At 42.0% G+C, this 14926-nt stretch carries 8 protein-coding genes and 1 pseudogene; 1 reads left to right on the forward strand and 8 read right to left on the reverse strand.

What is annotated here, in order from left to right; translation table 11 throughout:
• Positions 1 to 4 precede the first annotated feature (4 nt).
• From BM415_RS18300 to BM415_RS18310, 3 genes are all read right to left on the reverse strand, one after another.
• Positions 5 to 2623: an FtsX-like permease family protein gene (locus BM415_RS18300; RefSeq protein WP_211753676.1), complete on the reverse strand. Its 2619-nt coding sequence runs from the start codon at positions 2621 to 2623 to the stop codon at positions 5 to 7.
• A 373-nt stretch (positions 2624 to 2996) separates the two neighbouring features.
• The gene (locus BM415_RS18305) at positions 2997 to 3566 is read right to left on the reverse strand and encodes an SF0329 family protein (protein WP_091160496.1); all 570 of its coding nucleotides are present in this window, start codon (positions 3564 to 3566) and stop codon (positions 2997 to 2999) included.
• A gap of 14 nt (positions 3567 to 3580) precedes the next feature.
• On the reverse strand, positions 3581 to 4048 hold the full coding sequence (locus BM415_RS18310) for an Lrp/AsnC family transcriptional regulator (RefSeq protein WP_091160498.1): 468 nt from the start codon (positions 4046 to 4048) through the stop codon (positions 3581 to 3583).
• A 181-nt stretch (positions 4049 to 4229) separates the two neighbouring features.
• Between BM415_RS18310 and BM415_RS18315 the strand changes: the two are divergent.
• Positions 4230 to 4990, forward strand: a pseudogene (locus BM415_RS18315) (MBL fold metallo-hydrolase).
• Between the two features lie 224 nt (positions 4991 to 5214).
• Here BM415_RS18315 and BM415_RS18320 read toward each other — a convergent pair.
• The 5 genes from BM415_RS18320 to BM415_RS25360 all read right to left on the reverse strand — a co-directional run bounded on the left by BM415_RS18320 (position 5215) and on the right by BM415_RS25360 (position 14914).
• Complete coding sequence (locus BM415_RS18320; protein WP_091160500.1) at positions 5215 to 9636, reverse strand: endo-1,4-beta-xylanase; 4422 nt, start codon at positions 9634 to 9636, stop codon at positions 5215 to 5217.
• A gap of 262 nt (positions 9637 to 9898) precedes the next feature.
• Positions 9899 to 10552, reverse strand: a complete 654-nt coding sequence (locus BM415_RS18325) for a vWA domain-containing protein (protein ID WP_091160501.1) — start codon at positions 10550 to 10552, stop codon at positions 9899 to 9901.
• A gap of 90 nt (positions 10553 to 10642) precedes the next feature.
• Positions 10643 to 11575: a macro domain-containing protein gene (locus BM415_RS18330; protein ID WP_348272330.1), complete on the reverse strand. Its 933-nt coding sequence runs from the start codon at positions 11573 to 11575 to the stop codon at positions 10643 to 10645.
• A 200-nt stretch (positions 11576 to 11775) separates the two neighbouring features.
• The gene (locus BM415_RS18335) at positions 11776 to 12822 is read right to left on the reverse strand and encodes a 5-methylcytosine restriction system specificity protein McrC (protein ID WP_091160503.1); all 1047 of its coding nucleotides are present in this window, start codon (positions 12820 to 12822) and stop codon (positions 11776 to 11778) included.
• Positions 12809 to 14914 (reverse strand): AAA family ATPase, encoded by a 2106-nt coding sequence (locus tag BM415_RS25360; RefSeq protein WP_211753677.1) that lies wholly within the window; start codon positions 14912 to 14914, stop codon positions 12809 to 12811. Before BM415_RS25360 ends, BM415_RS18335 begins: the two co-directional genes overlap by 14 nt.
• Between the last annotated feature and the right edge of the window lie 12 nt (positions 14915 to 14926).

Below are 14926 nucleotides of genomic sequence, written 5' to 3' on the forward strand. Positions count from 1 at the left end.
CCCACTACTCCACTGTTAATTCCTCGGTAATGGACTTTGCTCCGAACTGTTTAGAATATAACAGCGAAACAAGCAGCGATATGGCTCCCACAATGACGATAGGTAATGCTAGGGTGAAGCCGTTGATCGTCCATCCTTGTAACTCATTGGTCCCACTAAACAATCCAGTAAGAATCCAGCCACTGGCAATCACCCCTACAACAATAGCGGTAATGGCATACAGTAGTCCTTGTACGATCATGACAGATCTCAATTTGGCTGTTGTCAGCTGAATTGCCCGCAGTATGGCATACTCCCTGCGATGAGAATGAAATGTGGCTCCAAGTGTATTCATAATCCCTACGATACCAACGACGACAAATATGGCCATTACAGCCCACAAAATGGTATACTGCTCTCTTGATTGCTCTGCAATGCGCAATAATTCAGAATCTAGATCTGTAACCCTAATTGCCGGGTCATCTTGAAGTAAATGCTCTAATTCGGCCCTTACATTAGCAATATCTGCACCTTCGCTAACCTGCACATATATTGTTTTGGGCAAAATCTCATTAGAATTGTCATTATCACCTTCAATCCACGATACATTCGGATTCTGATAATCTACTAGAACATGGGTTTCATGCACAATAAAAGATAGGTCTGTCACTCCACTTACAGGCATCTCATATTTCTCTGCCCTCTCACCTAGACTTGTTCTTTGCAGAGATAGCGTGTCTCCTAATGCTATGCCCATATGAGCAGCATACTCAGGTTGTATGACAATTCCTGATGATAGATCGCCATCATCTAACTTCATTAACCCCATTTGCTGCATCAGCTTAAAATCCGTCTTTGCAGTTCCTATCCATTCATATTCATACGTCTCATATAAAGATGTACCTTGGAGATACTCAGGATGATAGCTGTTCTGCTCTAGCCATTCGGGATCTGCTCGTTCATAGTCCAGATCTGCAAGCAATACAGCGCTGAACGATCCGACCGGTAACGCCTGATCAACGCCTTCCATTTGACGCACTTGCTCTACTACGTCGGAAGACATTACATCACGACTATGCTCAATCACAATTGGCGTTATATGCTTATTCACTACTTGTTCTGTCTGTACACGCGTGAGGTTGTCTATAAAGGTAGGAATAGCAATGAATGCTGTCACGATACTCGCTAGCAGCATAACGATGAACGAATTCTGTTTGCGTAAGGCTACGAACTGTTTCATTGCATAGTAGGCTTCAGCAATGACGAATTTGCGAATGAACCAGCCACTAATTCGAGAGATGGCCGGAATCATATATCCCGCACCAAGAATAGATCCCCCTGCTGCTAACAATCCCCCCACAAGCGTAAATATCAGCCTTGTATCCGTGCTAATTAAATCTAGCCACGCCAGACCTAACATGACACAGCCGATAATGAACAGAATTCCCGAGATCCAAGCTTGTGATCTGTTTAATGTCTCTTGCTCGCTATGCCGCACAGCTACAAGCGGAGCAGATCCCGCAGCAGTCACGGCAATTCTCATCACAGATATTGTTAATAGCAACCAGCCCACTACAGCAATTGTAACGACGACTCTCCAATCCATTTCCACGTTGTTTAATGCAATTCCCATCATTGAATTAATAAACAATCCAGCGAGCTGACAGAACAACGCTCCTATACCAACCCCTAACACAACGCCTAATAAATTCATCACGGCCGCTTCCATCATGACCATCTTATAGATGACCCACCTGCTAGCTCCAACCATTCGAAATGTTGATATTTCACGGACACGTCCAAGCAACATCAATTTGAAACTGCTGGACAAGAACAATAGACAGACGAGCATTAATATACTGCCTAGTCCAATTGCAATAAATCTAAACATTGTATGTTGTTTAATTACATTGTTGTTATCTGAAGTCAGTGAAACACGTATATCTTCATGAAATTCGGATTTGATCATTTCCTCAATACCCCTGGCAGATATGTCGTCTGCTACATCAAGATATACGTTAGTAGCAACCTTACCTAACGCGTACTCTTCTCGAACATCATCTATATGCAAAATTACTGCTGCAGGATTCGGTGTATAATCCGGTATAATTTCACGGACTACCTTCTTTAGAACAATGTCGTTACTCATGGAGAATTCCTTCGTATCCCCCTGCTGGACTCCCCAGCGTCTCGCCACCTCTTCAGTAATCACCATCTCGCCCAGCTGTAACGTTGCCGTAAATCCAAGAAAATTTCTTATTCTCTCATTAGGCTCGACCCCAGCGTAATTAATATCAGTCTTCATTCTAGCTTCAAGATCGACTCGATTCGTCACAAGCTCTGGAAATACAAGGGTTACACTTGAAGCAATGACACCATCCATAGTTCTTAATCTGGAAATCTCCTCTTCCGTCAATAACTTCCTTTTATCATTGCCTTCGAGAGGACTAAGTGCTGCTACTAAATCGAATCCTCCGACTTCGTTATCTATCGTCCTTTGCACGGTACGCTCCATTGAGACATACAACGTACTTATCACGATAATCAGACCGAAGCTAACCCCAATACCGATACAAGTCAACAAGAGTCGCTGTTTTTTGGCAAAGAGCATCCTCATCGCCAATCCAAAGGTAGAGAGTTTCATCATGGCCCTCCATATTTGATTAAATGAATTATTCTATTTTATAGAATTTAATTTATCTATAAGCATATATTGCTTGCTATCTCCCACTAAATCTAACAATTTATTATAATTAATTCAATATTTTTCTATTTTATTATTAAGGAGGACGTCCATCCATTTGGATGTAAATTTATGTAGTTGTGAATGCAGGTTTACTCCTAAAATAAAAACAAGACCCACCATGCATTAGGCAAGGTAGATCTTGTTCATTTTAGACAGCGCTGCTTGTGAATACCCATTTCAGATCATCTAGAACATGAGATTAATCTCTTCAGCGTTCAGCAGAGTTATTGAACTGTAGCCATGTTAAAGAGGGGACAATTTGAGCTTTATACTACAATGTACTGCGTCGCAGCTCATAAAAATACTGCACAATCGGATGCTTTAGCTTCATCTGCTCGGACATGTTTAAGATCCGCTTTTTCCCAACTCGTCTGTCCACTAAGGCTAGAATATTTAGCAAAATATCATTACCTTCTATGCTCTCCTCTATTGAAGTAGATAAGAACTTAGTTGCTGCAACGGCAAAATTGGATTTACTTAATGATGTCTGTGCAGACATCAGGTCCTTAGCAAGTCCAGATATTTTTCTGCTTCTCGCAATGACGATTAGGCGATCCTCAGGAACGGTTCCTTTGGTATCGATTCTGACCGCTTCGATCTCTTCATTGCTGACCGGGATTTGGAGATCGGGATCACTCTTAATTTCCTGCTCTGTCTGATACCAACGAATGGAGGTCGTTCGATCATTCATATTGAGCACATTCTTTTTATCCACGGTAATATAACAATCCCCTGATTTATCAGGTGAATAGCGGTAGCTAGTTGCACGGTACTCGACCTTTCCAACTAACGCAGGAGAAAGGAAACTCTCCAGTTGCTGCTTCAATTTACTCCAGGACATGTATATGTATCCTCCTATGATTTAAAAAGCCCGTTAGCCGTATTTGCGGCGTTCAACGTACTGCTTTGTTTTATTTTTTGTATAGACAGATTCAAGCTGTAGTTTCCATAATCAAGAAGTTTATCAAGAAATAGATTCAATTGATCTTGGGATGAAACTTTGATCGTTAAATGATAACAGCCTTCGCCTGAGATTCGATGGACTTCAACTACCTCATTCTGATCGATCATAAAACGAATAAATGAATCGTGATTTGCTGTTTTCATATGAATAATAACAAATGCCGTGAAAGGAAGTCCTAATTTCATATCATCAACGATTAGCGAGTAGGCTGTAATTACACCGCTTTCCTCCAGTTTTTTGATACGATTGCCTACGGCTTGTCCAGTCATGTGAATTTGTTCGCCCAGGTCTTTCCATGGAATCCTTGAATTTTCAGTTAGTAACCGAAGGATCTGATAATCCGTTTGATCGAGCTGCATATAATAATCCTTTCACCGTGAAATGATTTAATAAAAAAGTGTTTCATGGAAGCATCGAATATTTTCAAGATGTTATTTATCATTTAATTATACATCAACCCTTATCCCAAAGTTGAGAAAAAGGGAACATGTAATTGATCATTCACCGCTGAGCAAAATCAATAAAAGGAGCTTATTGCACATGAAAATACAACTGATTCGAAATGCGACACTTGTTGTCCAGTATGCAGGGAAGAAGTTTTTAATCGACCCATTTTTAGGAGAAAAAGGAGCATACCCGCCTTTCCCTAATTCGGTACGACAAGATCAGAACAATCCTTTGGTTGACTTACCAGCATCATTAGACAATATTATCAGCGACCTAGATGCTGTGATTGTCACTCATCTGCATTTAGACCATTGGGACGATACGGCTAAAGAGGTTTTACCAAAGGATACTAAGATGTTCGTACAAAATGAAGAAGACGCAACAGAAGTCGAAAAGGCTGGATTTCAAAATGTAGAGGTGCTGCAACAACATTCAGCCTTTGGAGATATTCAACTCGTCAAAACAAAAGGCGAACACGGAAGAGGAGAAATTTAAAACTTGCTGGACATGTGTGCGGTGTTGTCTTTAAGCACCCTAGCGAAAAAACGCTGTATATTGCTGGAGATACAGTTTGGTATGAAGCTATTCAGGAAACAATCAAAACACACAAACCGGAGACCATTGTTGTAAATGGAGGAGATAATCAATTTCTTCAAGGTGGATCTTTAGTCATGGGGAAAGAAGATATCTACAATGTATATAAAGCCGCCCCAGGATCGAAGATTATTTCTATCCATATGGAAGCCGTTAATCATTGGACATTATCAAGGGAAGAGTTAAGTAGTTATATAAACGATAGAGAAATCTCCTCGAACGTTCTAGTTCCCGATGACGGGGAAACCTACACATTCTAGGATTGAATTAAATAGATATTTCTGCCCGAAAAACAAAGAGGCACGGAAGAAACAATTCCGTGCCTTTTTTAACCATCACCGCCACACTCCTCGACATGAACGGTATGCGCGAAAAGCCCCCTTTATTAGGGATTCTGTTAAATAGCTAAACACTAAAATGGCTGTTCCACATTAACCACTTTTCAAGAAAGGCCCTCGTCTCACGTGGCTGGCTATTCTTACATTTACATGTTCCAGATCCGGTAAAGAACCATCGCTGCTTCAGCACGGGTTAATGGATCGGCTGGTGCAATTTTGCCGTCTTTGCCGTTGACAATTCCGCTTCCTACGAGGGAAGCTGCACTATCCATGGCGTAACTGGAAATGCTTGCAGCATCGGAATAAGGAACTAGATTTCCGCTGCCGGCAGATTGCTTACCAGCTGCTTTCAAGGCTTTCGCTGTAAGCACCATCATATCTTGCCGAGAAATGCTGCTATCTGGCTTGAATGTGTTATTTTCGTATCCAGATGCAATACCAAGTTCTTTGGCAATAGCCACGGCCTGTGCATAATAAGCGGCCCGCTGTACATCGCTGAAGGATGTCGTGTTTGTGCCCGGACTCTTCAATTCAAGTGCTCTGACTAGCAAGGTGATAAAGTCTGCTCTTGTGATGGAAGCCGCAGGAGCGAAGCTGTCATCAGAGATTCCATTAATAATATCGCGTGCAGCCATCGCTTCGATTGCTTGTTTTGCCCACAGCACATTTTGTATATCGGCGAAAGACTTGGTTACGTAAGCTGCAGCATAGGTGCTGAACTCCGTTGTTTCGAACACAATCGAGCCGGATTTGGCATCATATCGTCCGCTTGGTACGGCTGTAGCCTGTCCTTGATCATTAATATATAGGATCACGATTTGATGTGCATTGACAAGCTCCTGTGCAGCAGGAGTGTACGGAACAGATACCGTTACAGGCGCCGCAGGATTGTTCCAGGCCAGGACACGATCCCCAGCTAATACGCTTAGGTTGATCACCGGACGGCTGCCCACATTAGCGCGAACATCTGCACTCAAGCGATCTGCTGAGACTTTGTTAATATGAATAGAGACTTCGTCTGCTTGTTCCATGATATTAGAAAGCATGTTGGACGGAATTTGAAGTGTTGAATTGTCTGTCTTAAGCACGAACTCAGTATTATTGTTATTTTGCAGGTTTGAAGTCGGCAATTGCACCACATAGGATTGTACATTTGCCTGCTTCGGCACGTCGATGGTAACCTGCTTCTTGCCATTTGCACCTGAAGAAGCTTTTTCAATGGCTTTATTCAGGCTGTCGCTCGAGACGGTTGCTGTGGCTGTTCCATTTTCGACTTTTATTACTGGTACAATTACGGAGCCATTGCCCGGAAGAGGCTGCGGAGTAGTACCTGGGCTGGATACGCCGTTACCTCCGTCACTGTTACCTCCGCCATTGTCGCCGCCGGAAGAAGGTTTGCCCGTCAGCGTCAATTCACCGAATACGGAAGTATCCTGGTAACCTTGGCCGGATGGATCGTTCCAAGCGTTAACACTGATTCTGTTGCCGTCTTTAGCATCATTGATCTGCGCATCAAAGCCAATTCTGGCATCATTCGCAGGCTGAACCTTTTTGAAAGGAATTTTCATTTCAACCGTGTAGTTAGTACCGGAAACAGAGACTTCTGATTCGAAGCCTTCAGCGATTTCCGCAGGATTAAAGGAAGCGACGTTCTCAAAGTTCACTCTGTATTGTCCATCATCATCTTGGAAGGTCGGCGTTTTTCCGTTATTTTCATCGACGAATACTTCGACAGAGTCCTGCTCCCATGCGTTCGGGTTGGTCTTGTTCAATTGATCGTCTCTGACTTGAACGAGCACATACAGATTGTTGTCATCCCAGAGTGCCTTGGCTGTTCCTGCAGCACCTGACCATGCCATTTGCTTCGTATCCAGTTTCAATTCAGGAGCTTTACTCCATATGCTGTCTACGGAGCCATCCATAGTTGGTGTCCCATAGTAAGCGCTTGATTTCTTGTATTCAAGCTCTTCAGGCGGATTGTCCGCCATATATTTCTCAGGATCACTTACCGCATAAAATGCCTCTTTTGCTTGGAAATCCTTATCGAACAAGGTTGGATTCTGCTCGGCTCTCCAGCTGGTGCTGTCATTTAATCCCCAGAAGGTGACACGCGGAATATACTCGCTGTTCTTCTTATAGAGATCCATCAATTGGGCATACAAATAGGCCTGCTGCTTGGCTTCTGTATCAGTGATTGTGGAGTTAGTACCTGCCGTGATGTCCAATTCGGTCACGCTGACTTCTACACCCAAGGAAATGAAACGCTCGAGCGACATCCTGACATTATCCAATCTGGTGCCCAAATTGTAGTGGGCTTGCATGCCGATACCGTCGATCAGTTTCTCGCCAGGGTGATTTGCGGCGTACTTCTCATTGATCTCTTTAACCATGCTGTAGATCGCTGTAGATTTATTCTGGTTGTCATCGTTGTAGTCATTGTAGTACAGCTTGATATCCCAGCCGTTCTCGTCAATGACTTCTTTGGCCGCAAGGAAGGCCTCCTCAATATATTCTGGGCCGATGGCTTGTAACCAGCCGGAATTACGCAATGCATTTTTCCAGTCTTCCGGATTAGGCGGGTTATCGTTCATGGCTTCGTTGACAACATCCCAGGAAATGACTTGGTCACCAAAGTGCTCAACAACCGTCTTCACATGTGTTCTCAGATTAGCGAGCGCTTCATCACGGCTCAATGGTTCACCATTGTCCGCAGTATGAAGCCATGTAGGTGACTGGGCATGCCATACGAGCACGTGACCGTGCAAATCAAGGTCTGCAGCTTGTACTCTTTGGACAAGGGCATCTTCTGCAGTAAAATCAAATTCTCTGTCAGGGCCATATGCATAATCCGGTTTCATATCATTCTCAAACGTGACAACATTGTGATGCTTCGTCAGAAGCTTGAGCCGAGTCTCGTCAAAAGTAGACGCATTAACAATGTTACCAATCAGGAATTCATCTTGGTAAATATCCTTGAGGTTCGGAAGATCCTCTTGAATCGGAGGGGCTGCAGCTACAGGTCCCAAATATTTTAGGACAAAATCATCTAAGAAGAAGGTACGATTGCCGCCGTCATTATTTGCTGTTTCAATATAAGCATTGAGTACGCTTGGAGTCGTGGTGAGCGTATATTTACCCGTTAAGTGTACCCATTCTTGATCTGTAACGTTTGCATTTTGTGATACATTCGCAAAACCGATGTCAGCATATTGAACACTAATACGAAGTGTTGTAGGCGCTTCGCCAGGTGCCATTTTGACCCAAGCAGACAGCTCATATTCGTGATTCTTTGCCATTTTGCCAGCAGCATCAACTAAGGCAGCATCATATTGTGTCGTCGTCGTGACAAGCAGGCTTTGCGTGCCGTCAGGTGTATGATTATCAGCTTGGGATAGGACTACCGATTCACGGCCGTTCCGTGCTTTGAATCCATCCAGACCGTTCTCAAAGTCCGCGGAAATGCCCGACTGATCTACAACCTCCGGTTCGGTTTGACCAGGGGTCACATCGGTGATCATGACTTCATCAATGTAAATATCCGAGGTTAAAGTATTACCCGATGGTTCAACATAGATGATGACCTCATTTGTTCTAGAAGGAACTTCATAGCCCTTGGTTTCAAACAGCGTCCAATCGGAAGCGGTTACAAGCTTGTTGCCTATAAGCCAAGGATACTTCTGATCATCAGGTAGTATTTCGGAATCCATCTTGGAAGCCAAATGGAACTGACCTTCTCCTGAACCGAGTCTAACCTTGAGGGAAATATCATACTTACGGTCGGATGTCATCTTGCCAGTAAGTACAAGCGCAGGGACTGCCTTCTCGTCAGCCCGGTTGAAGAACTTCAGAGATTTTGTACCTTCGGAGGCTGCGTCGTCAACGACCGCAGTATCCCCGTTTGATCCCCAAGACAGCTTGCCCCAACCTCCAGTATTCCCGTCTTCAAAGCTCTGGTTAAGGACTACAGTAGGCTCGGCAGGTGCTTCTGTCTGGGTGATCGTGATATCCCCGATATAGAAGCGGACACCCTTACCTGCTTCATCAGACTTTATTCGCAGAGCTGTCTTGTCCACACTGGTAACGGAGAGAGCGGCAGACAGCGTTATTCCTTGTCCCGCTGTAAAGTCAGAAGAGCTGATTTCAGTGTATCCCTCTGATCCAGTGACACCCTTATTGGTTACAACTTCAAGGACAGCTTTCCCGGCAGCCGGTGCATCAGGAACCTCGTCCACATAAACAGAAGCGGTTACCGTATACTCTTGGTCAACCGCCAAACCAAGGTCACCGAATGCGAAATCCACGCCGTCCCAGTTATTGGATCGGTTACTGACTTTTAGAGCGGCTCCATCATTATTACCTTCGAACGGCTTGCCTGTTACAATGTCCAGCTGGGCGCCGCCTGATTGAGCTGCCTTCCCTTGACCATTCTGGAATGTTTCTTGATATACGATTTGTGAATTAGATGCCACTTGATCCGCAGCGTTGACTGCCGGAGCAAATAAGCTGACCGGAAGAAGCAGAGCCGCTGCGAGTAACCCGGAAACGACCTGCTTAAATGATTTCCTCATTCGAATCCCCCCACACTAAATTATTTTCAGATCATGTGAAGCGCTTACATAATTTGCTGTGACCAGCCTCCTTTCACCCAGATAATACCACTTCATGAAAGGAAAATCTTTCTCCAAATTAAAGGAAAAACTTTGTTTTTTATAGTAAATAATACAAATCTGCTACGGAGTACGGACATACTCTTCGTTCCGAATGGTTCCAAAGAAAAAAGAGGAGGTTTCCCCCCTCTTTACTGTCCGTTGCCGGAAACAAGTCTAAGATTCACTTCCACTCGCCGCGCGTCTTATAATCCTTTTGGATTTCTTCGCTCCAGCCTTCTGGCATTGCAGAGCGTTCACGGAATGCTGCAACTGCTTCGCTCATAACACGAAAATTCAGTTCAACGCCTTCACTGTCTGCGTGATAGTTCTGAGCACGATCTGCGCTTATACCGAAACTTGAAGCAGTTTCAACTGCGTCAATGTTTGCACCGAGGAAGATAAACTCCCACCCGTACTTTGTCTTTTGACATTTAATCTGTGCCTTGATCTGCTCTGATGAGTATTCGCGGCTTGAGTTTTCCTCACCATCCGTTATGATGACGAACATCACCTTCTCAGCACGGGAATCGTCGGAGGTATGCTTCTGTGCATTGCCAATTTTGTGTATCGTTCTGCCGATTGCGTCAAGGAGAGCGGTCATGCCCCCAACGCAATATTCCTTCTCGGTAATCGGGCTGACCGCCTTAATGTCGATCCGATCGTGCAGCAGCTCATAGTTGTTGTCAAATAACACGGTAGTCATATGGCACTCGCCTTCAACAGCCTGTTGTTTGGCAAGCATTGAGTTATAGCCGCCAATGGTGTCTTTCTCTAAACCTCCCATTGAACCGCTCTTGTCCAATATAAATACTAACTCAGTTAATCTTTTTTTCATTGTTGAAATGTCCTCCTCAGGCTTTATCATGACTTAAGGGTAACATTCCTAAATGGATACAAGGTCGCTTGAGGAGCGACATTCAATTCTTCACCCTCCTAGCAGTGGCTGATCATAGCTGAACAGCACTTCATTAATCTCGTATATGTCGTAATTGCTGCTCGTAATAAAATATTGGATAATTACGTCAAACTTCTGGCTTCTGGAGAGGGCGTACCCTGCTCGCTCCAAAAGGTCGTCTGTTTCATCAAGCGACAACTCCAAAGCCACAGCAAGGGCTATGGCAGTACGTTTGCTTGGCATATATCCCTTGTTGCTTCTGATTTTTGAAAACAGTTTACGGTCGAGATTCGCGCGTTTATAAACTTCAACATCCGTCTTACCTTTGGCGTCGATCAGTCGAAATAGTGCCTGGGCGAAGGGCTCGTCAAGATTAACGACTAAATCCTCAAGCACGACGGTCTCCGTCTCTTCGGAGATTATAGAATCTAATGCATCGGCTCTCTTTATAGTATCCAGTTCGACCTGTAAAAACTGATTTTGGCGCCGTGAATCAACATAATCTCCTATATAGTTTTCGTCTATGAACGCCTTGACCTCACCAAGCAGCTTCTTACTCACATCAAAAGCAGCCTTATCGAACATCACAAGCGAAACTTCAATATCGTGGTCGGCAAGAAAGTCCTGAATTGCGGAGGTGGCAACACGGAGAGCTTCTGCTTTCGGGTAACCATAGATACCGCTTGATATCAGCGGGAATGCAATGCTCTCGCAATTGTTTTCAACGGCGCGTTTCAGGGAATTTGTATAACAAGAACGGAGTAGTCCCTCTTCGCCTTGCTTACCACCACTGTAGACGGGTCCCGCGGCATGAATAACATACTTCGCCGGAAGCCGAAATCCAGGTGTAATAACAGCTTCACCCGTCTGAATGGGAGCCAGCTTATTACAAGCAACTTGAAGTTCGGATACTCCTGCGGCCTTGAATATGGCTCCGCATACACCGCCTCCCATCTGAAGCATGATATTTGCCTGACAATAGCATCGACTTTTATTTTTGTAATGTCCTGTCTAATTATCGTAAATGGCATATTTAAAATACCTCTAATCAATTGATTATCGTCAATGATCGTTAATGTTTATTACTCGGAAGATGTTGTAAACCTACTAGGTATACCGACTTATGCTAGATACATATTATATACTTATCTTCTTAAAGAATCTTATTCAAAGAATTGATTAACGTAAGCTAGTAAATCAGCTTTAATACCATAAAAGTCTTGATTCAAATCCAAAGACAATACAATAATTTCATTTCCGTCAATATTGTAAGTATGATTCGGTTGGTTTAATGCTGTTGTTCTCGCATAAAGTAACATACCACCTACTATTTCAGTAGATCTTTTGTTCCAGTTATTTACGTAAGTAAAAATTTGATAGAGATTACTCGATTTTTGTTTTGACGCCCCTCCCTCAAATCTTGCAACCATATTCTCTGAGTAGAACTTCGTATCCACAATCAATGTTCTATTACCTTTTCGAAGCACAATATCAGTTTGCATGATTGGCAATGCTTCAGTAAATCCATCATCAACTTTCCACTGAATTTGAGGGCGTGCTACAAGATAATCCGTTTCACGTTTGTAAAATGAAAAGATAAATTTTTCGTATAAAATCGAAAGCCTTTGTTCATCCTGTACTTGCTTCATAAATTGATCTGTCAGATTTCCATCAAATAATAGCTCTTCAAAAAGAAATCTACATACATCAACGATAAATTGATAGCGAATATTCTGCCTATTATACTGGACATTTTTCCAGAGGTGCAGATTCATTTCTATGTCTGATACCTCAGCAAAATAAGGAAGAAAACCATAGAATAATTTACGATTTTTTAGTTTTATTTTTGCTGAATGGGATAAGAAAACAAGAGAAGCTTTAATAATTTGATTCAACAATATATCTTCAGAAAACTCATCGTATATCACCATAAGCTTCTTATCTACCAATGCATTTTTCTTTATTGAAGAATTAATATCAATTTTCCCCTTGATAACAGTTGAACTCTCCTCAACACTCACGTAATCCTTAATTAATCCTCCACGAATTAATACAGGTATTCCAATAGATAGAATTTCTGCGTATAGGTCTCTGACGTTTTCAAATTTTTCGGTTCCAATATGTTTATATTCTGAAAGATTCAAGGTTTGATATGCATATGAAAGCATATAATAAATATTACGAATTGGAATATTTCTATTTCTCTCCATCGTAACAGCCCCTTAGTCGCTCTGCCCAATCCTCTGCTTTCTGCTCATCATCAAACCAATATTCGAATAGTTGGGGAATAATTTCATATTCAACAACTTCTTTTACTCGATTTATAGAATCTACCTTATAGGCACTCCCTACAAAATAACTATGCCCAATTTGAAAGCCCGTACCTAGCTCTTCAACAATTCGATTATTTAAAATTTTGATTTCATCGATTACACGAATCAATACTTCTGGATTATTTAATTTATCAACATACGACTTAAAGGTATCATTTTCAAATGCTGGTTTAATTTCGACGAAAGAAAACCTTCTTCTAAGAGCATAGTCTAACAGCGCTAAACTTCTATCGGCAGTATTCATCATACCTATGATATATAAGTTGGATGGTACTGAAAACTTATCATTAGAATATAGGAGATTAATTTGTTCCCCTCGCTTTTCTGTTTCGATAAGCATCATTAATTCTCCAAATATTTTACTCATATTGCCACGATTAATTTCATCAATAATGAAGAAATACTCGCGTTCAGGATCACGTGCCGCTTTTCTTGCAAACTTCACAAATGGTCCTTGTTTCAATTCAAATCCATCACCTTCCGCTTTCGGACGGTAACCTTCAATGAAATCTTCATAACTGTAACTTTGGTGGAACTGAACTATTTGGACACGAGTCTCATCCTTTTCTTCCATCATCACATAAGCTAGACGTTTTGCTATATATGTTTTCCCTACTCCAGGAGCACCCTTCATAATGAGATTCTTCTTATTTTGAAGTACCGAGATTAGTCGAGTTAAATCCTTTCTTTCAATAAATACATCGGAAAGAAAGTCATCCGTAGAATAAGGCTCATTTTCTTGAACAGTGGGTCTAGATTCAATAAAACGAATGTAGTAATCAATCGAACTTCCAGATACTCCTTTATATTTTCTGTAGGATTCATCTGATACAACAACATCTTTCAATCGCTTCAATTGCTCAGTATCTGTTTCTCCAAATATGGGAGTTTCAAAATGACTCTCTATATCCTTTAATGCGTTCACCTTTTGAGTAACAGTTTTATCATTCAAAGTTTCTCCATTGTCTGTCACTTGATTTGATAACCATGTACGAAATTCATTCACTTCCGCCTTTGTTAAGTCAAAAATGTCGTCGTTTATCACCTGCTCAATCTCTTGAATCAGATCTGGGTAAGGATTCAGAGATGTCATAGTCTTTTGTGCGAAAGTCTGACGCAATTCCCACTTACCGACTTGCAGCCACTCCACTTTCCTTCTATGTTTGTACTCAGTTTTTCCACTATCGAAGTAATACTCTCCAATAACGACTCCTCGAGCGATGATTTTCTTAACACCTTCTTTAGCATAAACAATGTCGCCTATCTGAATTTCACTATAAAAATCCCACACAGCTTTGGTATCGTTTATTGGACGTTTCCCGTCAGCTCTATGCTCTGATATTTCTCGTTCAACCGCTTCCTTGGAATCGTAGTTATTTAAATCACCTAGATAATCCCAACCAAGACCAATCACACTTTCAGTATAAAATTCATCCCATAATCTTGAATGTTCCCCCGGAGAAACAACCCAATAGTTGATGCTATTATCAATTTCACCTTCCTGATTCGCAATTTTCTTTTCCTTTTTAGGATAAATTAAAGTAGGATTTTCATTGTAGTATAGAAATATTAGATAGGATCTAAGTAAAACACCCCAATCGGGTATACCCCCTAAATTGTCAGGCTTACTTCTTTCACCACGATTGAATTGATCTTCGGCATATTTCTGTCTGAATTGTATTCTTCTAGTTCCGAATTCGGCTGGATATCGAGGTATTCCCTTACCAGTTACAAATTTTTCTATATCCTCATCACTTTGTTTTGTCATCTGTTGATAGACATTTTTGAATTCTGAATAAGATTGGTAGTCAAAGAAATTCTGCTTATATCCAGTATCAAGCCCAAACTTATCTAGTAGATAACCTAAATTTTCAATATATGGTGAATACCAACTTCCAGTTTTCTCTCCCAGATTCTCGGTGACCCAAACTATATATTTTTCTTTTTGAGAATTAACAAGAACATTCATAGCTAACCTCCA

This window comes from Paenibacillus sp. 453mf, from assembly GCF_900116105.1.
GTDB classification, from domain to species: Bacteria; Bacillota; Bacilli; order Paenibacillales; family Paenibacillaceae; genus Paenibacillus; species Paenibacillus provencensis.